The organism is Neopusillimonas aromaticivorans (assembly GCF_030344915.1).
GTDB lineage: Bacteria > Pseudomonadota > Gammaproteobacteria > Burkholderiales > Burkholderiaceae_B > Neopusillimonas > Neopusillimonas aromaticivorans.
The window spans coordinates 1,631,569-1,652,833 of sequence record NZ_CP128233.1; the positions used below are offsets into that span (position 1 = coordinate 1,631,569).

Annotated in this window: 18 protein-coding genes and 6 pseudogenes; 23 read left to right on the forward strand and 1 reads right to left on the reverse strand. The window is 59.4% G+C overall.

Going from position 1 to position 21,265, the window contains the following annotated elements:
• The first annotated feature begins 256 nt into the window (after positions 1–256).
• The 9 genes and pseudogenes from N7E01_RS08915 to N7E01_RS08955 all read left to right on the forward strand — a co-directional run bounded on the left by N7E01_RS08915 (position 257) and on the right by N7E01_RS08955 (position 9,256).
• The gene (locus N7E01_RS08915) at positions 257–1,417 is read left to right on the forward strand and encodes an ATP-binding protein (protein ID WP_289175694.1); all 1,161 of its coding nucleotides are present in this window, start codon (positions 257–259) and stop codon (positions 1,415–1,417) included.
• 186 nt (positions 1,418–1,603) lie between these two features.
• Positions 1,604–2,395 (forward strand): S8 family serine peptidase, encoded by a 792-nt coding sequence (locus N7E01_RS08920; RefSeq protein WP_289175695.1) that lies wholly within the window; start codon positions 1,604–1,606, stop codon positions 2,393–2,395.
• Positions 2,395–2,739: pseudogene (locus tag N7E01_RS08925) on the forward strand (S8 family serine peptidase). Before N7E01_RS08920 ends, N7E01_RS08925 begins: the two are co-directional and overlap by 1 nt.
• On the forward strand, positions 2,733–3,506 hold the full coding sequence (locus N7E01_RS08930; protein WP_289175696.1) for an autotransporter-associated beta strand repeat-containing protein: 774 nt from the start codon (positions 2,733–2,735) through the stop codon (positions 3,504–3,506). The pseudogene N7E01_RS08925 and the gene N7E01_RS08930 overlap by 7 nt, the downstream one beginning before the upstream one ends.
• Before the next feature lie 436 nt (positions 3,507–3,942).
• Positions 3,943–4,619: pseudogene (locus N7E01_RS08935) on the forward strand (autotransporter outer membrane beta-barrel domain-containing protein); the annotation flags it as partial.
• A gap of 626 nt (positions 4,620–5,245) precedes the next feature.
• Positions 5,246–6,268 (forward strand): sulfatase-like hydrolase/transferase, encoded by a 1,023-nt coding sequence (locus N7E01_RS08940; protein ID WP_289175697.1) that lies wholly within the window; start codon positions 5,246–5,248, stop codon positions 6,266–6,268.
• A 56-nt stretch (positions 6,269–6,324) separates the two neighbouring features.
• Positions 6,325–7,443 (forward strand): alkaline phosphatase family protein, encoded by a 1,119-nt coding sequence (locus N7E01_RS08945; protein ID WP_289175698.1) that lies wholly within the window; start codon positions 6,325–6,327, stop codon positions 7,441–7,443.
• Positions 7,430–8,588, forward strand: a pseudogene (locus tag N7E01_RS08950) (formylglycine-generating enzyme family protein). The gene N7E01_RS08945 and the pseudogene N7E01_RS08950 overlap by 14 nt, the downstream one beginning before the upstream one ends.
• 29 nt (positions 8,589–8,617) lie before the next feature.
• On the forward strand, positions 8,618–9,256 hold the full coding sequence (locus N7E01_RS08955; RefSeq protein ID WP_289175699.1) for a prepilin peptidase: 639 nt from the start codon (positions 8,618–8,620) through the stop codon (positions 9,254–9,256).
• Between the two features lie 133 nt (positions 9,257–9,389).
• Here N7E01_RS08955 and N7E01_RS08960 read toward each other — a convergent pair whose 3' ends face one another.
• Entirely contained in the window at positions 9,390–9,788 is a 399-nt protein-coding gene (locus tag N7E01_RS08960) for a hypothetical protein (protein WP_289175700.1), read from the reverse strand.
• 189 nt (positions 9,789–9,977) lie between these two features.
• Between N7E01_RS08960 and gspG the strand changes: the two genes are divergently transcribed.
• The 14 genes and pseudogenes from gspG (at position 9,978) to N7E01_RS09035 (ending at position 21,243) form a co-directional block, all read left to right on the forward strand.
• Positions 9,978–10,442, forward strand: coding sequence for a type II secretion system major pseudopilin GspG (gspG, locus tag N7E01_RS08965; protein ID WP_289175701.1), 465 nt, complete (start codon positions 9,978–9,980; stop codon positions 10,440–10,442).
• On the forward strand, positions 10,414–10,929 hold the full coding sequence (locus N7E01_RS08970) for a prepilin-type N-terminal cleavage/methylation domain-containing protein (RefSeq protein ID WP_289175702.1): 516 nt from the start codon (positions 10,414–10,416) through the stop codon (positions 10,927–10,929). The genes gspG and N7E01_RS08970 overlap by 29 nt, the downstream gene beginning before the upstream one ends.
• Entirely contained in the window at positions 10,929–11,297 is a 369-nt protein-coding gene (gene gspI / locus N7E01_RS08975) for a type II secretion system minor pseudopilin GspI (protein ID WP_289172634.1), read from the forward strand. The genes N7E01_RS08970 and gspI overlap by 1 nt, the downstream gene beginning before the upstream one ends.
• Positions 11,294–11,932 (forward strand): PulJ/GspJ family protein, encoded by a 639-nt coding sequence (locus tag N7E01_RS08980; RefSeq protein WP_289172635.1) that lies wholly within the window; start codon positions 11,294–11,296, stop codon positions 11,930–11,932. The genes gspI and N7E01_RS08980 overlap by 4 nt, the downstream gene beginning before the upstream one ends.
• Entirely contained in the window at positions 11,929–12,054 is a 126-nt protein-coding gene (locus N7E01_RS08985; protein WP_289172636.1) for a hypothetical protein, read from the forward strand. The genes N7E01_RS08980 and N7E01_RS08985 overlap by 4 nt, the downstream gene beginning before the upstream one ends.
• A gap of 33 nt (positions 12,055–12,087) precedes the next feature.
• Positions 12,088–12,678 (forward strand): type II secretion system minor pseudopilin GspK, encoded by a 591-nt coding sequence (gene gspK, locus N7E01_RS08990; protein ID WP_289172637.1) that lies wholly within the window; start codon positions 12,088–12,090, stop codon positions 12,676–12,678.
• A 208-nt stretch (positions 12,679–12,886) separates the two neighbouring features.
• A complete protein-coding gene (gspL, locus tag N7E01_RS08995; RefSeq protein ID WP_289172638.1) occupies positions 12,887–13,960 on the forward strand; it encodes a type II secretion system protein GspL in 1,074 nt (357 codons plus the stop codon).
• A gap of 21 nt (positions 13,961–13,981) precedes the next feature.
• Positions 13,982–14,443, forward strand: a complete 462-nt coding sequence (locus N7E01_RS09000; RefSeq protein ID WP_350494808.1) for a type II secretion system protein M — start codon at positions 13,982–13,984, stop codon at positions 14,441–14,443.
• A 19-nt stretch (positions 14,444–14,462) separates the two neighbouring features.
• Complete coding sequence (gspN, locus tag N7E01_RS09005) at positions 14,463–15,206, forward strand: type II secretion system protein N (RefSeq protein ID WP_289172639.1); 744 nt, start codon at positions 14,463–14,465, stop codon at positions 15,204–15,206.
• Positions 15,207–15,235: 29 nt separating this feature from the next.
• Positions 15,236–17,678, forward strand: a pseudogene (gene gspD, locus N7E01_RS19405) (type II secretion system secretin GspD).
• Positions 17,599–19,094, forward strand: a pseudogene (gene gspE / locus N7E01_RS09020) (type II secretion system ATPase GspE). Before gspD ends, gspE begins: the two co-directional pseudogenes overlap by 80 nt.
• Positions 19,095–19,109: 15 nt before the next feature.
• Positions 19,110–20,312, forward strand: a pseudogene (gene gspF, locus N7E01_RS09025) (type II secretion system inner membrane protein GspF).
• A gap of 77 nt (positions 20,313–20,389) precedes the next feature.
• Positions 20,390–20,515 (forward strand): hypothetical protein, encoded by a 126-nt coding sequence (locus N7E01_RS09030; protein ID WP_289172641.1) that lies wholly within the window; start codon positions 20,390–20,392, stop codon positions 20,513–20,515.
• Entirely contained in the window at positions 20,512–21,243 is a 732-nt protein-coding gene (locus N7E01_RS09035) for a Rossmann-fold NAD(P)-binding domain-containing protein (RefSeq protein WP_289172642.1), read from the forward strand. The genes N7E01_RS09030 and N7E01_RS09035 overlap by 4 nt, the downstream gene beginning before the upstream one ends.
• Positions 21,244–21,265: the final 22 nt, after the last annotated feature.

Consider the following 21,265-nt stretch of genomic DNA (forward strand, 5'->3'; position numbering starts at 1 on the left):
CCCGCTGCTTAAGCACAGCTGGACCAGTTCGGCCTTGTACGCAGGGGAGTGTTTACGGCGCCGACGCCGACCATTAGTATCTTGGTGCATACGTGTCCATGGAAAAATAAATGGACACGTATGCTCTAACACAGCGTCAGCGGACTCAAGATGGGGTTGGCTGAACGCTTACCTTGTTTTTGGGGTCTTGCCCGGATTTACATAAAATTATTTGTGAAGCATAATTATTTCTATCAAATAATTTTTAATAAAATTCATGGCTAAATCCCCATACTTCCGACGTCCCAAGTACGCCGAAGCCATCAAAGACGCATTGCTCAACCCTGGGCCTCTTGATGCAGGCATCCTGTCAGGCCTGTTTTTGTCTGGGATCCGGCGCGTAGGCAAGACCACGTTTATCAAACAAGACCTGATACCTGCGATCGAGGCAGACGGCGCAATCGCCATCTATGCAGATCTTTGGGCTGACAAGGCCAAAAGCAGCACGGATCTGGTCACAGAGACCGTCAAGGCCGTGGCGCACCAGTTGGCCACGCCTGGCAGTGGCATCCTGGGGCGCTTGAAAGGCCTCAATCTTGGCGCGGTAGGCTTCAGCTTCGGATTTCAAATTGATAGCATCGGCGCAAATAACGGAGCGACACTGGGACAGGTATTTCAAGAGATCACTGATCTGGCCCATACCGACGTGGTGCTGATCATTGACGAGGTGCAACAGGCCATGGCCACAGATGAAGGAAACAACCTTCTGCACGCCCTCAAGGCCGCTCGTGATCAGGTCAACTTGAACCCGCAGCGTTCTGGTCGCCTGCTGATCGTCGGAACCGGCTCGCACAAGTCGCTGGTGGCCGATATGACGTCGCGCCGCACGCAGCCCTTTGCTGGCGCTATGTATCAAGACTATGCACCGCTTGGAGACGATTTTGTGGAGTGGATTCACCAAGCTATGACCGCTGCACCTGGCTATAAGATCCCAGACCTCGCCGTGATGCAGGAGGGATTTAGAACCATGGGTAACAGGCCAGAGGAATTGCTGCAGGCCGTCAACATCCTGCAGTCATACGAGCATGATCCCAATGTCGCATTCCCGATTATTTGCAGCACCAAGGCGGCTACCGCAGCGAATGCAGAGATTGCCAACATGGAAGGCCTCGGCGAGCTGGCGCTGGTGATCTTCGACAAGATTGCCTCGGGCTCCCCGAACGGCGTCAAAAATTTGTATAGCGCTGACGCCCTGGCAGAGTATTCGAAGGCCATCGGATCCCCGGTTGATTCAGGTCAGGTGCAAGGCATGACCAATCGGATGGTGGATCTCAATTTCATCCAGCGCCTCGGGCACGGCACTTTCATCCCCGCCGATCCCCTGGTCAGCAAGGCCTGGTTAGCAAATAAGGCGCTGCAGGCTATGCCCAAGCCGTAAGCCCGCCGTTTTCAGATCCGAAAACTGCAACATCCCCCACCAGCGGGAGGATTGAATGCCGGTATTGGCCACAGACCTTCACTGATGAATCACACCGGGTTTTGTGGAAACTGAGCGAGTTGTGCACTTCAAAAGGAAAAGCCTGTATGCCTGGCTCAAACACGTCAAATGAGATCGTACAAATTTATGTCGCCAAGCCCCGCTAACATTCAGACACCTTTGCGTCTAACCGTATGTTCACGCTCGGGGAAATGGCTTGAGAGGCTCATTTTCATCGGGCTTTTGTTCGTTGGCCTGGGCGTCTGCGGTAATGCCAGCAGCCAAAGTGCCGCTTCGTTTGAAACTCCAGATTACCTGAATCAGCGCGGTCTCGGGCTCATCAACGCGTCAGAGGCTTACCGGCTTGGTTACACCGGCAAAGGCGTTACCTTGGGTATCGTGGATTCGGGTATCGAGCCGCTGCACCCAAAATTTTCGGGTCAGCTGACGGGTGGTTATGACTTCATGCGCAACCAACCTATAACCCCGACATCCGGTATGGATTCGGGTGTTGGGCATGGTACCCACGTGTCTGCAATTATGGCGGGTCGACGAGATGGGCAAGAGATGCACGGTGTCGCGTTTAATGCCTCATTTTTAATGGCGCGTTATGGGGTTTTCGGTATTAACCCGGAGGATGACGAAGAGGAGGATGAAGAGGGTGACGAAACTGCATCGTATACCACGGCCGCATCATTCCTGGATCAGGCATTTTCCAGGTCATGGAACTATTACGCTGATAAAAATATCGGCATTATCAACAACAGCATTGGTGTCAATGTATGTGACCGTGGCGAGGCGGGTAGTGCAATCCAGCCGTGCAATGTTCTTGACTTTGGCCTGCGTTCAAAAGGGGATACGAACTTCTTTTTTATGCCGATGAACTGTTCCCACAGTCAATTGCGGCACTTCATGCAATGCGCGATACGGACAAGCTGATGGTTTTTGCTACCGGCAATGAGGAGCAGCTTAACCCTGATTTTCTGGCGGCGGCACCCTACTATTATCCGGGTCTTAAAGATAACTGGCTGGCGGTCACCTCTGTTGATGTTGATACGGGTGAAATTTCTTCGTTTTCGAACGCGTGCGGGGTTGCCAAATGGTGGTGTATGGCGGCTCCGGGGGTACGCTGAAGAGGAAGGCATCTTGTCGGCTTATTTCAAGGGGGCTATATCAACTATTTTGGCACCTCAATGGCCGCCCCGCATGTGACCGGTACTGCTGCCTTGGTCAAAGAAGCTTTCCCTTTTTTAATGCCAGTCAGCTGCAGCAAACCTTGCTGACCACGGCTACAGACCTGATTCCTGAGGACGGCGCCCGGTTTGATGTTATTTACGGTTGGGGGTTGCTGAATGCCGCCAAAGCGGTACGTGGCCCGGCGCTTTTTATTTCGGATTTTGATGTTGATACCCAGGGTTATGACGCCACCTTCTCGAATGATATTGGTGATCTTTTCGGTGACCCTGCGTATCCGGCACAACGTGGGTCGCTGGTCAAACGCGGCGCTGGTACGCTGACGTTAAGCGGTATCAACCGCTACACCGGAACGACAACTGTCGAAGACGGTACCTTGCAAATTGCAGGAATCAACAATACGGGCGATACCATCGTCAATGGGGGTATCCTTGCCGTTACTGAACATGCCCAGCTTAATTCACCACGGAATACCGTTAATGGCGGCAGAGTGGTGGTGAATGGCACGCTGGCAGCGAACAGTACAACCACCGTTAACCTCGCCGGCATGCTGGGTGGTTCGGGCTATGTGGGCGATCTCGTCAACCAGGGCACGGTAGCCCCAGGCAATTCGATTGGCACGCTTAATGTGCTGGGTAACTATACCGCTACGTCGGGCTCTGTGCTGGCCATTGAAGTGGACAACAATAATGCCTACGATATTCTCAAGGTATCTGGTACAGCCACTTTGGATAGCGGTTCGGTGCTTGAGTTGCAAGGGGTCGATTCCGTCAGGGCGTTGCCTATAATTTTTTGCAGGCGCCAACGGTTATCAATAATGGGTTACGAATCGATAGCCCACCATTATTGTTCTTGACACCAGGTCTGCAAGCGGCCGGGTCTGGTAATGGGCTGTCGTTGACGTTCAACAGAAACAGCATTGCTTTTGCACGTTATACCCAGACGGCCAATCAGGCGAGTGTCGCCAATGCGCTCGATGGTTTTTCGGCGGTGCCACCGTCTGTGTTATCAACCCTTTACGATGATGTTCTGAACGCGCGTTCAGACGTTTTCCCGGGTTTGATGGACCAGCTTGGCGGTGAACTCCATGCCAGTGTGCAATCAGGCCTGTTCAATCAAACCGGGTTATGGACAGATGTGTCGACCCGTCGCCTGAACAGCCTGTTAACTACGGGCTATTCAGTACACAAACCTGTGTGGGTAACGATAGAGCGTCAGTGGTCTGATATGAAAGGCCGTGCCGGGACGGCAGACGCGAGGTACCACACCAACGGGTTATATCTGGGGGCGATGTGGCCCTGGGTAATGACGTGTATATGGGGGCGGCCTTTGGTTATCATGACACCCGCTCGTATATGGATGAGCGTAGCAGCCGTGCCAACATTGATAGTTACACCTTGGCGCTGTATGGCGGTACGCGCTGGCAGACCAGCAATGGTAATGCAATCCACTGGCGGGTCTCCGGGGCCTGGACTCATCAGGCCGTAGATACGCGACGTCACAACATTACCGTCGGTGGTGACCAGACCTTGAGTGCTGACTATGACGGCCAGCAAATTTATGCGTATACCGAGCTTGGCTACGCTTTGCCGCTTGCAGACACGACAGCCCTTGAACCCTTTGCACGTCTGGGTTGGATGCACCAGCGTATGGGTAGTTTGACTGAAACTGGTGGACCCGCTGCATTGTATTCAAGGGGCAGAACAATGACATTACCCGTATGACTTTGGGTGTGCGGAGTTATTCGGAGTTTTCGATCAGCTCTGATTCGCTGCTTCGCCTGACGGGTGAAATTGCCTGGGGATATGCCAGTGGTGACCTGACTCCCCGGCGCGAAATGCAGTTTGATCGGTTTCGTGATGCCCGTTTTATTGTCCAGGGTAACCCAACCCGTCGCAATGCCTTACACGTTGCATTGGGTGGTGAAGTGGATATGGGTAAACAGGCAGTCCTGGGCTTGAATTACAGCGGCAAGTTCGGCGGTGGTAATACAACTAATGCGGGTTCACTGTATGTGAATGTACGTTTCTAGTGTCCGGGTCGATTTATTGCTTATGTCAAACACTTGACGAGTCAGAGGGTATCCCCTACGCTGCCGAAAATTACACAATAAATTTTCACGCGTGATTGTTTGCGCAGTATTCGGCAGCAGGTGATCAACCCGCAGAAAAAACCAATCCAAAAAGGGGAAGACAATGAACAAAGCGTCAGTACACGAGCCAAGCCTTTTCAAACTTATTGTTCTTATTACTTGCATAGTGGTTGCCATGTTCTGTGCAACCGTTCTGGTAGCGCTTGTGTTTATGCCGGGCCAGCTCATCGCACGTCTGCCGTTTGAAGATGTCACGTTTCTTCTGCCTTTGGCGTTATCCACCCTATGCAGCGCAAGCGTCTTGGGGTGGTATGTTCAATCACACCGGTCCAGATCCAAGCGTAACGAGAAGCACTGAGTGACCAACGCTGTCTCCATGACAGGATTCGGATTCATCTGTTTTTCTGGTTGTGATTTGAGGTAGATCAATTACACTTTGAAAAACTCTACGGGTGACAGGCCGTTTGCCGTTCCATGTTGCCTCTATTGCACCGGAGAATTCTGTGAATAAAACGCTTTCGGCGTCGTTGGCGGCCGTTTCTGCCGCACTCGTGCTTACCGCTTGCGGTGGATCTTCCTCTGACGACAGTAGTGGTGGCAATGATACGGCCCGGGGGCCGAATATCCTGTTTGTCATTATGGACGATGTGGGTATTGACCAGATGAAGGTCTTTGGTTACGGTGGGGCTGTGGGCCCCAATCTGCCCAATATCGACGCGGTTGCCCATGCCGGTCTTCGCTTCCGCAATACCTGGTCGATGCCCGAATGTTCGCCGGGGCGTGCGGCCATGTTTGTGGGCCGGTATCCCTTGCGAACCGGTATCAATCAGGCCATTGGCCCGAATGACCTGGCCACCTCCCAACTGTCACCCTACGACATTACGGCACCCAAGCTGCTTAAACGTGCAGGCTACGAAAGCGGTATGTTCGGCAAGTTCCACTTGGCCGGGCCCGAGAATAATCAGGCAGAGCATTCGACACCCGGTGTGCTGGGTTGGGATTACTTCTATGGCTGGGTAGGCGGCTTGCCAGGTTCCATTGACAGAACGGCAGGCGGGTACGACACGGCGGCGACGCAAATGTGCGGGTTCATTCCGGGCGAGCGCTCGGGCGGTGCTGAGCGTGGGGCGTGTTACCAGCCCGATGGAAGTTGCTCGGTTGTGGCCCGTACCTCATTGACCCAGGATGCGCCAGGGATGCAGTGTCTTGATTCGGGCGGTATTCTGGTGCCTGATGCCGTTTGCGGTACGCCCCCGGCACGCCTGAATTTCAACGTTGAAAATGCCTATTATGTTTCGCCGTTGGTGGTTATCGAGAATGGCCAAACCGAGGTGGTGAAGTTGTCAGACCCGCGGTCCCGCGGGTATCGCACCACGATCGAAACCGATGCGGCTATTAAATGGATCAATTCCCGTTCTTCCGACAAGCCCTGGATGGCAACGGTGAGTTACAGTGCGGCACACACCCTTGGCAACAGCCGCCCAAGCGGTTGGTGCCGGGTCATACAGGCCCGCTCGATAGCTTGAGCTGTACGGATGACGGTCAGGGCAGCGCTGTGGGTACGCGGGTTATACAAGACAGAATGACCGAGGCGCTGGATACCGAGTTTGGCCGTTTGCTGGTTGAGACAGGTCTTGCCCGTTACAACGAAAACGGCAGCCTGAATTATGATCCGGCAGCAACGAACACGGTCATTGTCATTGTGGGTGACAACGGGTCGTTGGCCAATGCCGTCAAGCTGCCTTTTGACCCAACGCGGGCCAAGGGAACGGCTTACCAGACCGGGGTCTGGGACCCGTTGATTATTGCCGGTCCGCAGGTTGTGCAGCCGGGGCGCGAGGTTGACCATATGGTCAACATGGTCGATCTGTTCCAGTTTTTTGGTGAACTGGCCGGCCTGGATGCCCATAAAGAAGTCCCGCACACCATTGATTCGGCGGGCATCTTGCCCTACCTGAAAGACCCGGGCCAGGGCAGCTTGCGTACGGTCAATTTCACTCAGGGCGGGTTGAACGAGCAAGCCAATGGTGGTCGTAACGGGCCGTGTGTGATGAGTACCGCCTGCACCGTGATTCCTACCTCAAAAAGTGTGTGCGAGGACAACCTGGGTGTGTACTGGGGCCCTGGGTATACCAGCGCTTCTGTCATTCCAACCAACCCGCCGGGCCAAGGGTATGCCACGTGTGCCGACGTCAACGAGGCGCGCTACAAGGCCAGCCCGCCGCAAGACCTGCTGGCGCTGGTGCCCGAGTCCAGTGTGGCCGTTCGCAATGACCGCTACAAGCTGGTGGTCAATACCAGTGTTGATTACGACCCCGCCACCGATGGCCATAAGAAAGTTGTTACCGAAGAACTGTTCGAAGTCAATCAGGCCAAGCCGGTACCTTTGCTTGACACCGTTGACCGTAACCTGTTGCCGACTTCAGACCCGCAATTGACGGCGGTGTATCAAGATCTTCGCGCCAAAATGGACAGTATTCTTGCATCCGATCCCGACTGCCCTGGCGATGGCAATATGGATGGCGTGGTGAATGCGGCAGATCTTAACAACTGGCGGAAAATTGCCCAGGAATGGGGGTTGTCCAGCGTTTATGATTTCCTGACGCCCACGTTGCGCGATGGTAAGACAGACTACAAAGACGAGGCCGTTATTCAGGCCAACCTGAATAAAACCTGCGAGCGTACGTATGGGGTTTATTAACGGCACTCGCCGCCGCTGGTTGCTGGCGGCGGTTGTCGTGGTCGGTGCTGTTGCCGTCGCTGCGGTGGCTATGGTCTGGAAGGGCCAGACTTCGGTTGCGACGGTTATGCCAGCGGGAGTGCCGTCAGACGGTGTTTCGGCGCCGCACGATATGGTGTGGGTTCCACCGGGTGTTTTCCTGATGGGCAGTGACAGCAAGCTGGCTCAGCCCAATGAAAAGCCGGCCCATGCCGTCAGCGTGCCGGGTTTCTGGATGGATGTTACCCATGTTAGTAACGACCAGTTTGCCGAATTCGTGCGGCAAACGGGCTACGTCACGACGGCCGAAAAAAGCCTGATTGGGAAACCATACGCGTGCAATTGCCCCCGGGCATCCCCAAGCCACCTGACGAGGTTCTGGTTCCGGGGGCGATGGTGTTTGTGGGTACGGCAGGCCCTGTGGATCTGAATGATTATTCGCAGTGGTGGCGTTATGTGCCGGGTGCCAACTGGCGCAATCCACAAGGGCCGGGCAGCACGATTGATGGCAAGGGTGATCATCCGGTGGTGCAGGTCAGCTATGACGATGCGCTGGCCTATGCCCGCTGGGCGGGCAAGCGTTTGCCCACCGAGGCCGAATGGGAGTACGCCGCGCGGGGCGGCCTGGAACAGGCGACCTATGTGTGGGGCGACGAGCTGATGCCCGATGGCAAACCCATGGCCAATTACTGGGATACCCGTCAGCGCAGTTTTCCGGTGGTCAGCCCGAAGGCCGGCGGGGCTGAAGGCACGGTACCTGTGCGTACCTTTCTTCCCAACGGCTACGGTTTGCACGACATGACGGGCAACGCCTGGCAGTGGGTGGCCGACTGGTACGACGCGGCGTACTTCAGCAAGCAGGCCCAGCTGGCCAAAGGCCAGCCCTCGAAAATCCGGCAGGGCCCGCACGGTCGTTTGATCCGTCCGAGCCGGGTGTGCCTGTTAATGCCCCCAAGCGGGTTATCCGCGGCGGTTCTTTTCTGTGCAATGAAGACTATTGTCTGTCGTACCGGCCCAGCGCCCGACGGGGTTCCGACCCGTATAGCCCCATGTCGCATGTCGGTTTTCGTTTGGTCAAAGATGCTGAAGCGCCACTGACGGCGGCTGCCAGCGCTTCGGTCCGGTAAGCGGGTTTTTTGGCAGGCCCGGCCAGGTAATGGATATGTGGATCCCGTGGGGGCTGCCGGCACCCGTCGTGTTTGTCGGGGCGGTGGCCTTCGCTTTGTTTTTGTGTGTGCCCTTGAGTCGTGCAGCGTACATTTTGCCGCGTCGGCTTGATGCGCAGCTTCCGGCCGAGCCTGCCCCCGTTCATCGGGTCTATCGGGCCGCGTTCTGGCGGGTGGCACCGGTGCTGGCATTGTGTTGTGCGTGGCGATTTGGGGCAACGCCAGCAGCGGTTGCGGCCATTGTGTACGTTGTCGTGTTGCTGGCGCTGGCCTGGATTGATGCCGAAACGGGCTTTTTGCCCGATATCCTGACGCTTTCGCTGCTGTGTCTGGGCGTGCTGGTGAATATGGCGGGCACGTTTGCCGCGCCTGCCGATGCGGTTGTCGGGGCGCTTGCGGGTTATCTGGCGCTATGGATGGTTTGTTGGGTATTTTGGCGGTTCACCGGCCGTCAGGGCATGGGGCATGGCGATTTCAAACTGTTGGCCGCACTGGGTGCCTGGTTGGGTTGGGCGCTTTTGCCGGACGTGATCGTGCTGTCGTCTGCGCTGGCCCTGATTGTCGCCGTCATGCGGCGGCTAGGGGTAATTTGCAGGCGGGCGAAGCGTTCAGTTTTGGCCCATACCTGACGCTGACCGGTATGGCTGTTTTGCTGGCACTGTAGCCGGGGGCGTGAGGCAGCGCGGTTAGCGGCCCGTTGTTGCAGGGGGCGCTGCGATGAACCCCGGTTGTGCGGGTTGCTGGGTGGCGGCGGTAATGGTTTCAGTGATGCCGTCCTGGTCGATGACAACCCCTGGGGCAGGACTGCCGAAAGGCTGACCCCTGGGCAAGGGCCTGGCCGGTACGGAAGGCTTTGGGTGGTTCACCGTTGATTGACAGCAGGGCAGCACCGTGTGGTTCCGAGGCGATGAGGCCGACGACTTCAAGACGCAGCCGTGCGCTGTTTCCACCGAACCAGTTGATAACCGGAGCAAGGTTTGGGCCGGTGACAGGGCCTGACGCCAGGGCTGCAGGCGCGGGCAACGGCAGAGGGGCCAGCAGAAGCGCGCCCCACAGGCCGATACCGGCGGCACAGGCCACCATGGCCAGGGCCTGAACAAGACCCGGGCTACGGTGCCTGACGCCAGAGATGAACGCTGCTGTTGAGGGATGCGCAAACATGGATAAGGGCCTGTAAAGGCATCTGTACAAGTGGTGTAGTCATCCATCATGCCCCAAAACGTTGCGAAATGCACGGGCTGAACCTGAGGCCGGTATCTGTTTTTTTGTAAATGCTGCAGAGCATTGACGCGGCCGTTTTACGGCGGGTAGGATGCTTTCCATGGTTCATGCATCAATAATTTTTTCACTATGGCAGACAATTTGATTTTTTCCCGAAGCCGTACGATCAGTGCCCGCTCTTCGAGCGGGCTGGCGGGCGCAGGTCAGCGCGGGTTTTCGCTGATTGAGGTGATGGTGGTTGTGGTGATCATGGGGGTGCTTGCCGCGCTTGTGGTGCCCAATGTCATGGGCCGGCCCGATCAGGCACGCGTTATCGCCGCGAAGCAGGATATCGGTGCCATTATGCAGGCGCTCAAGCTGTACCGGCTGGATCATGGCCGCTATCCGCCGTCTGATCCCGGCCTTGGCGCGCTGGTCGCCGGTCAGGGCCAGCCGTCGGCGTATCTTGACCGTGTTCCGGTTGATCCGTGGAATACGCCCTACCAGTATCTGAATCCCGGTGTGCATGACGAGGTCGATGTGTTTTCGCTGGGGGCCGACCGGCAGCCTGGCGGTGAGGGTATGGATGCCGATATTGGTTCCTGGGCCCGTTAGCCGGCAGCGCGGTTTTACGCTGCTCGAGATGATGATCGTGTTGCTGATTATCGGCATTGCGACGACGCTGGTCAGCGTGTCTGTGTTTGCTGACAATCGCGCCCGGGCGTTGCGTCAGGACGCCGTGCGACTGGCGCATGTGTTCACGGCGGCACAGGCCGAAGCCTGGGCCAGCGGTCAGCCGCTCGTATGGGAGCATGACGCCGAGGGTTACCGGTTTTCCCGGCAGCCTCGTCAGCTGATGTTGCCGGCTCGAAGGCTGGTGCGTGCGCAGCACGGAACCGATACGGCCATCGGAGGCGACAGCATTCTGCGCCCGCGCGCATGGATTTCATCAGGTGCCGTTGCCTTGCGCAACAGTGCGGGTGCGGCGTTGGTCTTTGGTGCGGATTGGATACCCGGGCCGTTGCAGATGGTGCTTGAGTCAGAGGGGCATGTGGTCAGGTTGTCGCGTCTGGGTAACGGCCGCTTTGTGGTGGAGCCGTGATGGTCAGGCGTTGCCAGCGTGGTTTTACGCTGATCGAGGTGCTGGTCGCGCTGGCGATTGTGGGCGTTGCGCTGGCGGCAAGTGTTCGGGCGTTGGGTGTGGGCGTGACCGGTGTGCGCCATATGCAGGAACGCAGTCTGGCCCAGCAGGCGGCACAGAATTTTCTGGCCGAACTTCGGTTGCAGGCGATTTTCCCTCCGCTGGGGCGGCGTACCCAGCCCTGCCCCCAGGGCACATTGGCGTTTCGGTGTGAGCACGACGTCCAGGCCACGCCAAATGCCCGTTTCCGTCGCGTTAGCGTTCAGGTCCGTCTTGATAAAGGTCCGGTGGTTGCGCGACTGGACGGTTTGGTGTCCCGCCTGCGATGAGTGTTGCGCGTCGGGGCCAGTCGGGCTTTACTCTGATTGAGGTACTGGTGGCGCTGGTGCTGATGGCGTTGGTCAGCCTTGTGTCGTGGCGGGGGCTTGATGCCGTGCAAAAAACCGGTGAGCGCCTGGATGAACGTGCCGAAGGCATCTTGTCGATGGTGCGTGCGTTGGGTCAGATTGAGCGCGATCTGTTGTTGCATGCCGGGCCCGATGTCTTGCCGGGCCGTGCCGAGACCCGGTTGCCCGGTGCGTGGGCGGGCGCTGTGCAGATGCCTGCCGGTATCCACTGGGATGCCGAGGCGGGGTTAAGCGTGGTGCGCTCGGCGGGTAATGGGCGCTGGCAGCAGCTGCGTTGGTATCTTGATGACAGTGTGTTGTACCGGGCGACGGGCATGGCGTCGTATCAGTTGCCCCTGCCACCGGTTGGCGCGGGTGTTGCGGTGCTTGGTGATATAAAGGCCATGAGGGTCAGGATCTGGCAACCTGGGTTGGGGTGGCTTGATCCGTCACACAAAGAAAACGCCCGGGCAGTCCGTGCCGCCGTAGAGGCTGGGGTCATCGGCATTGAAATTGCCTTATTCCGGAACGGAGTGTCCAGTGACCAGCCGTTTCGTAAAGTGGTGCTGCTGCCATGAGTGCCCCGGCGTCGTGGCGTCAGCGAGGTATGGCCGTGATTGCCGCGCTGCTGGTGGTCGTTGCGGCTTCGGCGATGGCTGTGTCTTTCATCGAGCGGCAGGGGTTCTGGCGGGTATTCTGATTACAGAGGCTGATCGTAGCCAGTGCCACCTGGATGTTGCGGGGCGGGCTGGATTGGTCGCGGGTGGTGTTGCGCATGGATGCTGAGGATAGCCCGACAACACGGGCCGATGGCATCTGGGCGCAACCGGTGATCGGGTTGCCGGTAGGTCGGGCCGAAGACCCCGACAACGCCTTGTTTTCAGGGCAGATCGAGGATGAGCAAAGCAAATACAATTTGCGTAATCTGGCTGCACGCGCCCGAATTGATCCGCAGGCGGTGCGGGGGCTGGAGCGATTGCTTGAGTCGCTGGCTATTGACCCGGTCTTGGCCATGCGTATGGCGCAACGCGTTGCGGCGGCCCAGTTTGGTGAAGGGGTTGAGCCCGGCGCGGTCGGGTTGCGCGGTGTTGACGATTTGCGTGCCTTGCCGGGTTTCACCCCACAGATTATCGAGACGTTGCAGCCTTATGTTACTGTCTTGCCCGAGGCCACCGCCATCAATGTCAACACCGCTTCGGCAGAAGTGCTGGGGGCGTTCATTGACGGGCTTGGGCTGGCAAAGGCACGAGCCTTGCTTGTCGAGCGTGACCGGGGGTGTGGTTTGCCAGTCGAGGCGATTTTCTCAACCGTGCCGGTCAGCTGAAGCCCGAGGTGCTGGAGCGCATCGAGGTCAGCAGCCATTGGTTTCGCGTGACGGGTGAGGTTACGGTTGGAAATACGATGGTGAGTCTGCAGGCACTGCTGCGACGAAGCGATCAGGGGTATCGTCCGTCCGCTGGGTTACCTACTAATAAATAACACCATGAGACAACATTTGCGCGTGGCCTTGCCGCCTCTTACCCAACTGGTACGTGACTCGATTCTGCCTTTCGTTCAGGTTGACACGCAAGGGGTGTGGCGCGTGCCGGGCACGTGCCGCTGGCCGAGCTGGGGGGCAGTCGGGCTCAGAGCCTGTGTATGCCATCCTGCATCCCGACGATGCCATTGTCGCGAACACGACGCTGCCTCCGGTGTCGGCCCGGCATCTGGATGCCGCCGTGTCTGCCAGTATCGAGCCCATGACGTTGTCGGACATAGACGAGTTGTGCGTGGCACATGGGCCGCGCGCCCAGGACGGTACCGTAACGGTCGCATGGACGGCTCGTCGCCCATTGGAAGACGCCTGGGCTTTGCTGGTTGCCGTGGGTGTGAATGTTGTGGCGTTCATTCCGCACGCGCTGGCCATTCCAGACACCGATCCGCAGCCTGATCGGCCCCTTGAATTGCCGGCCGGGCTGCGGTGGTTGGCACCGTTGCCGGCCTGGTCACTGGCCCGCAGCGCGGCCCGGCCGCCATCGACCCGCAGTCACTGGCGTCGGCCCTTGTATTGGGTGGCGGCGGCGGTGGTGGTCTGGGTGGTCGGTTTGAACGTGTATGCGGCTCGTCTGGGGCATCAGGTTCAGGCGCTTCAGCATGATATGCGATTGGCGGTGATGCAGGCATTTCCGCAGGTGCAGGTCGTTATCGACCCTGTTCGCCAGGCGCAGCATCAGCGGGACGCGTTGCGGCGACTGCAGGGTGATGCCGTTGATGATGATTTCGTGCCGTTGGCATTGGCGGCGGCAAGCGTACTGGATTTTTCTGAACGTCGTGTGCGGGCCCTTCACTACACGCAGGGTGTGCTGACCCTGACGCTGGCCGAAGGTTATGCGCCACCTGCCAACGAGGCAGCGTTGGCGCAGTCGGCCTCGGTACGGCAATTGAAGCTTGAGCGCGAAGACAGTCAGCCGCATGTGTGGCGCGTGCAGCGACAGGCGCCCGGTGAATCCCGGGGGCGCAACCATGAATCGTCCTGTGTCGACGGGGTCAGGTCAGTCCTGGCGTGGGGGCATTGGCATGTTCGTGCGACAGGCTCGTCATGCCTGGCGACAACGAACCCCGCGTGAGCAGACATTGTTGCGGGGGCGGTGCTGCTGATTTTCCTGGCCGTATTGTGGACGGTTGGGTTGCGCCCGGCGCTGCAGACTGTGCAGCGCGCGCATCAGCAGCTACCGGTTTTACACGCAGAGGCCGCCCAATTGAGCACGGTCTTGCTCGAAGCAAAGGCTTTGGGGCGCGGACGTTCCGGTACGTTGTCGGTACCTGCGACAGAGGCGGCTCTGACGGCCAGTCTGGGTGACGCCGGGCTGGACCGTGTCAGTGTTTTTAGCCGGGCAGAGGGCCCGGCTGCCGAGGCCGGGCAATGGCAGGTCCAGTTCACCCGTGCGCCGGCCGGGCGGGTGATCGAGTGGGTGGCCCGGCTGCCGCTCGTGGCGCAGGTGCAGATTCGCGAGGCTGATCTGGCTCGAAGTGTCATTGATGGCCGCGACCGGCCCGGCCAGCTGGATGGCCGCATTATCGTCACCATGCCTGTGAAGGTATCCCCGTGATGGGCTGGCGGCGTACGGTGTGGGTGATTGTGCTGGTGGTGGTGGCGTGCGCGGTCGCAATCCGGGTGCTGCCGGCTCGCTGGGTGATGGCATGGATACCCGAGACTTCCCCGTTATTGTGACGGATGCGTCCGGAACCCTGTGGTCGGCCAGTGCAACGGTTGCGGTGGGTGCCGGTGGTTTGCGGCGCACTTTGCCTGACCCGTTACGATGGCATCTGGTGTTCGATGGCGGGCCGGTGCTTGATTTGACGCACCCGTGGTTGGGTGGTCCGTTGACCTTGTCATTGTCGTGGCAGGGTTTGCGTTTGTCGGGTCAGTCGTTGCAGCTGCCGGCTTTTGCGTTGACGACGGCGCATGCGATGTTCAATACCCTTGATCCGGGTGGGGATGTCCTGGTCGACTGGCCGGAACTGGTGCTGGGCCCCGCAGGTCTCTCGTCCGATGACGGGGGCCGCTTGCTGTCCGTGAGATGGCGCAATGCGTCGTCGTCGCTGACCCGGGTACAGCCGTTGGGCGATTACACCCTGACCGTGAGGTCGGGTATTGACCGTGGCGTTGTCTTGGCGTTAACGACGCGTGAAGGCCCGCTGGTGATGCAAGGCGAAGGCACCGTATTGCCTTCGGGCCGGGCGCACTTTGATGGCCAGGCCTGGGTCGACGCGTCGGCCAGCGGCGATACCCATGCGGCCCTGACCGGCCTGTTGAATGCCATGGGGCCCCGTTCGGGGCCGGATGGTCGCATTATGATGAACGTACGTTAGTGTCTGCTTACCCTTTTGAAACTGCTGCCATGACCCCTTTATTGTTCTCTGCCCGATGTTCGTCCCGGCGTTCCGCCCGTTGTGGTGCGCGCATGTCTCTGTTGATGCTTGTGGTTGTGCTGGGCGGTTGTGCCGCCACAGATACGGCCCAGGATGCTTCAGGGAGCCCGCTTGTGGCGTATACCTCGGTTGGGTCTCAGCCGTCGCAACGGGCGGAACCTTATACCGATTCAGGGCAGCCCCGGCCGCGCGCCTTGACGCCTATCCGCGAGCGTCCGGCGCCTGACGGTGACGCCCAGGCGGTCAAGCCGGCAGGGGGCAGCGCACCACGCTTAATTTCAATGGGGCTGAACTGGGTGGGGTCGTACGTGCCCTGGCACAGTTTACCGGGCACAATTTTGTGGTTGATCCGCGTGTGCGGGGTCAGTTAACCCTGGTGTCTGAAACGCCGGTCGATGCCGAGACGGCCTATTCCATGTTGCTGGGCGCCTTGCGGATGCAGGGTTTGCCGTCATTGATGTCGATGGCGTCAAGCGGGTGATACCCGAGGCCGACGCCAAGCTGCAGGGCGGGCCGGTGGTATCCGGGCGTCAAGCGGCCACGGGGGTGAACTGGTCACACGGGTTTTCCCGTTGCGTTACGAAAGCGCAGCGGCGCTGGTGCCGGTTTTGCGGCCCATGGTGGCACCCAATAACACCATTGCGGCCCATGCGGGTAATAACACGCTCGTGATTACCGATTATGCCGATAACCTTGACCGGATTGCCGAGGTGATTTCCCGCGTTGATACGCCGGCGTCCATCAACACCGACGTGATTCCCATTCAGTATGGGGTGGCGCTGGACGTCGCCGCACTGGCCCATCAGATGCTGCACACCAGCGGGCCTGACCAGGTCCAGCAGGTGAGTGTCATCGCCGACCCCCGCAGCAATGCGGTACTGGTGCGGGCCAGCACCCCCGAGCGTCTTAAACTGGCGCGCAATCTGATTCTGCGTATTGATTCTCCCGAGTCGCGTGCCGGCAACTTGCACGTCGTTTATTTGCGCAATGCACAGGCCACCCATTTGGCAGAGGTCTTGCGGGGTGCACTGGGCGGGCAGGGCGGCGCCGGTGCCTCGGCCGACACGGGTGGCTCACTGTCGGGTAGTGGCGTGGATGGGGCCATGGGTTCCGGGGCTTCGCGGCCTGATTTTGCCCAGCAGGCGGGCGGGTCTGCGCCTGGGCTACTGAACGCGGCGGCGGCTGGTGCAGGCCTGGCCGGTGGCGGTACACCGGGCGCTGATCTCTTGGGCAATGACCGCCGGGCCGTGACGTTTTCGGCCGGCGGGGCAACGGTCCAGGCGGATCCCACCACCAATACCCTGATTATCTCTGCGCCCGATCCGTTGTATCGCAGTCTGCGCGAAGTGATTGACCAGCTTGATCAGCGTCGCGCTCAAGTGCTGATTGAAAGCCTGATTGTGGAAGTCAACGCGGAAGATGCCGCCGAGTTTGGTATTCAGTGGATGGCTGGCGCCGACCGTATCAGCAATGGTGGCACCTCATTCATTGGCGGTTCGAATCTGGGTGGATCCGGTATCGGTGCCAATCTGGGTGATGCGCGCAGCACCATTGATGCGTTGGGGGCCGGCATGAGTCTGGGTGTGGTCAGAGGGACGGTGGATGTGCTGGGAACCCAGTTGCTGAACCTGAGCGTCCTGGCGCGCGCCATGCAAAAGCAAGGGGGTCAATGTGTTGTCTACACCCAACCTGATGACGCTCGACAACGAACAGGCCAGCATCGTGGTGGGGCGTACTGTGCCGTTTGTCACGGGCAGTTACACCACGTCGGGTGACGGGGCCAGCAACCCGTTTCAGACCGTGCAACGCGAAGACGTTGGCTTGACGTTGCGCATCCGGCCGCAGATTTCCGAAGGTGGTACCGTCAAACTGGCGTTGTATCAAGAGGTCAGCAGTATTGACCCGTCGTCGAGCCTGCCGACCAATGAATCGAACGGAACCATCATCACGCGCAAGCGGGCCCTGGAAACCAAGGTGCTGGTGGATGACGGACAAATCATTGTGCTGGGTGGTCTGCTTGAGGATGTGGTCGATGACAGTGTCACCTCAGTGCCGTTGCTCGGTGACATTCCGGTGGTCGGCAACCTGTTCAAATACCAGCGGCGTGGGCGCACCAAGACCAACCTGATGGTTTTCCTGCGACCGCACATCGTTCGCAATGCGCAGGACAGTGCAGGCCTGACGCTGGATCGTTATAACTACATGCGGGCGGCGCAAGCCGGTCTGCCGGCCCGTGCATCGTCCTGGCTGGTGCCCGACGCTACTACGGCTGTGTTGCCTGAAATCCAGCGCAGCCAGCCGGGTGGCCTGCTTGATTTGCGCGGCCTGGAAAATGCGGCCACTGCGCCTGCACCGGCAAGGGCGGAACCACCGTCGGGCCGTCCGGCGTCAGGGTTGTCCGAGCCGCTATGATGGCCCGTCTGCCCTATCATTGGGCGCGCGTCCAGCGTGCCCTCATCCAGAGGGGGCTGAGGGTGATGTGCTGATTATTTCGGGGCGTACACCCGCCTGGGCGCTGGCAGAAATTCGTCGTCGGCATGGTGTGCTGCCAGTTCGCGAAGTGGGCGACGACGAGCTCGACACGTTGCTGGTGACGGCCTACGCCCAGACAGGTAACGCGGCAGATGTCGTTGATGCCGCCGCCAGTGAAATCGATCTGGATCGCTTGCTGCAAGACGTGCCCGAGGTCGAGGACCTGCTTGAAACCAGCGATGAGGCGCCGGTAATACGTATTATCAATGCGCTCTTGACCCAGGCGGTTCGTGACGAGGCCAGTGATATTCACATCGAGCCTTTCGAGACGCATGCCGTCGTGCGCTATCGGGTGGACGGCACCCTGCGTGACATCGTGAGCCCGCGTCGTGCCCTGCATAATGCCCTGGTGTCGCGGGTCAAGATCATGGCCAGCCTTGATATTGCTGAAAAGCGGCTGCCGCAAGACGGCCGTATCGCGCTCAGGGTGGCCGGGCGGCCGATTGATGTACGGGTCTCGACATTGCCGACCGGCCACGGCGAACGGGTCGTGCTGCGCCTGCTCGATAAGGAAGCAGGGCGCTTGCAACTTGAGCGCCTGGGCATGGCGGCCGACGTCATGACTGAGCTTGACCGATTGATCCGGCTGCCGCACGGTATTTTGTTGCTGACCGGCCCGACGGGCAGTGGCAAGACGACCACGCTGTATGCCGCCCTCGGGCGGCTGGATGCGTCCACCACCAATATTCTGACGGTCGAAGACCCCATTGAGTACGACTTGCCGGGTATCGGCCAGACGCAGGTCAACCCGCGCATTGACCTGACCTTCGCCGTGGCCTTGCGGGCGTTGCTGCGTCAAGATCCCGATGTGATCATGATCGGCGAAATTCGCGACCTTGAAACGGCACAGATTGCGGTGCAGGCGTCATTGACCGGCCATCTGGTGCTGGCCACGCTGCACACCAACGATGCCGTGTCGGCGGTTACGCGGTTGACCGACATGGGGATTGAACCCTTTTTGCTGGCCTCTACGTTGCAGGGTGTACTGGCACAACGCCTGGTACGCAAGTTGTGTACGCAGTGCAAGCAACCCCACCCCGATGGCACGGCACGCTGGAACCCGCAAGGTTGCGCGGCCTGCAGCCATACCGGGTACAGTGGCCGCACTGGCGTGCACGAACTGTTTGTACTGAACGATGAGCTGCGCACCCTGATTCATGCGGATGCCGGCGAGCAGGCCTTGCGTCAGGCAGCGCGCCAGGGGGCATGCGTAGCCTTCAGCAGGATGCCGGGCGCTGGGTGCAGCAGGGCGTGACCTCGCCGGAAGAAATTGCCCGCGTGACACGCGATACCTAGCACCGGAGCGAGACCATGCCTTCTTATCAGTATGAGGCGGTTGATGCCGCCGGGCACCATGATCGGGGCCGAATCGATGCCGACAGTGTCCGGAGTGCGCGTGCGGCGCTGCGGGCACGCGGGCTGTTACCCTTGTGGGTACGCGAGAATGGTGGGCGCGGGGGCAAGTCTTGGTCAATGGGGGCCGAATCAGCGATGCCGACCTGGGTTGGTTGACGCGGCAACTGGCCAGTTTGCTGGCGGCCGGGTTGCCGCTTGAGGCGGCGTTGCGCGCCACTATGGAACAAGCCGAGCGCAAGCCCGTTTCCCAGGCGCTGGCGGCGGTACGCGATGATGTGCGTGCCGGTCATCGTCTGGGTGAGGCGCTGGCGGCACACCCACGGCACTTCCCCGAAATTTATCGGGCGTTGGTTGATGCCGGCGAACAGTCGGGTGATCTGGCGCAGGTCCTTGAGCGCCTTGCCGATTACATCGAGTCGCGCAGTGCATTGCGCAACAAGGTACTGACGGCGTTCATTTATCCGGTCATCGTGACCATCGTATCGATCGGGATTGTGATTTTTTTGCTCAGCTATGTGGTGCCACAGGTGGTTGGGGCGTTTTCGCAGGCACAGCAGACACTCCCTTGCTGACGCGCCTGATGCTGGCGGCCAGTGCATTCACACGGGAATGGGGGCTGGCCGTGGTGCTTGGCCTGGTGGCGTTGTTCGGGCTGTGGCGCTTGCGTTTGCGCAATCCGTCAGCGCGTCTGGCATGGCATACGCGTGTCTTGCGGCTACCGATTCTGGGTCGCTATGCCATGGGGGTTGATGTCGCGCGTTTTGCCGATACGCTGGCCATCTTGACGAGCAGCAATGTCCCGTTGCTGGCGGCTCTTGAGGCGGCCCGTCGTACGCTCAGAAATTGCAAGTTGCAGGCGGCGGTTGATGATGCGACTCGTCGTGTGCGAGAGGGTAGCGCTTTGGCGCAGGCGCTTGAGGCACAGAAAACTTTTCCACCGTTACTGATTCATCTGGCGGGTAGTGGCGAACGCACCGGCCAGTTATCGGCCATGCTGGACCGCGCGGCCCGTGTGCTGTCCAGCGAGCTGGAACGGCGCGCCATGACCATGACCGCGCTGCTTGAGCCGCTGATGATTCTGATCATGGGGGGATTGTGCTGGTGATTGTATTGGCGGTAATGATGCCGATCATTGAAATTAATCAGCTTGTGCATTAAGCGGTAACGCCCTGACGACGGCATACATTGTTGCCTGTTGTCAGCCTGTCGCCGCAGTTTACTGAAGGCCTGTTGCTATGAATACGCTGTTACTGGTGGGTGGTGATTTGTGTGTGCGGACGGCACGGTTGCTGGATCCGCACGACTGGAAATGCATTGGTTTGCGCCGCAGCCCGATGCCCCCGAGCCTGATGATTGCATGACCTGGGTGCAGGCCGATCTGCATGACCCGGCCAGTTTGTCCATTCTGCGTGAGGGTGAGTTTTCTGAAGTCAGCCATATCCTGTATGCCCCGTCACCGGACAGTCGTACCGCTGATCATTACACCCGCGTTTATTCGCAAGGGCTTCCGAACCTGTTGAACAGTTTGTCGCCGGGTTGTCTGGCGCGTTTGAAACGCTGTGTTTTGGTGGGCTCGACAGCAGTTTGGGGGCCTTCGGACGCGTGGGTGGATGAAGACTCACCGGTTCAGAACACGAATTTCCGTACCCAGGCGCTTTTGAAGGCCGAGGCGGCTCTGCAGGCGATCTTGCCGCAGGGCGTGGGTGTGACGTTGCGGTTGTCCGGGTTATATGGTCCGGGGCGGATGCATCTGATCAACGGATTACGGGCCGGCAGGGTTACGGTGCCCGATGGGCCTGGTCATTGGGCCAATCGAATTCACAGTGATGACGCGGCTCGTGCGTGCGCCCACCTTCTGGCGCTGGCTGACCCGCAGTCGCTGTACATTGGCACGGATGACCAGCCCCTTCCGCTGGCCGGGTTTTACGATGACGTTGCGCGTTTGCTGGGCGCCCCCATGCCGGCACGGGAATCCAGGGTGCCGGATGGCAAGCGGTTGTCAAATGCGCGCCTGCGTGCATCGGGTTGGACCCCGGAATGGCCGTGTGCGCTGGACTGGTATGCGCGTAACAGGCCTGCCGACGGTTGAGGCCGCAGCAGGTGTGGAAAGG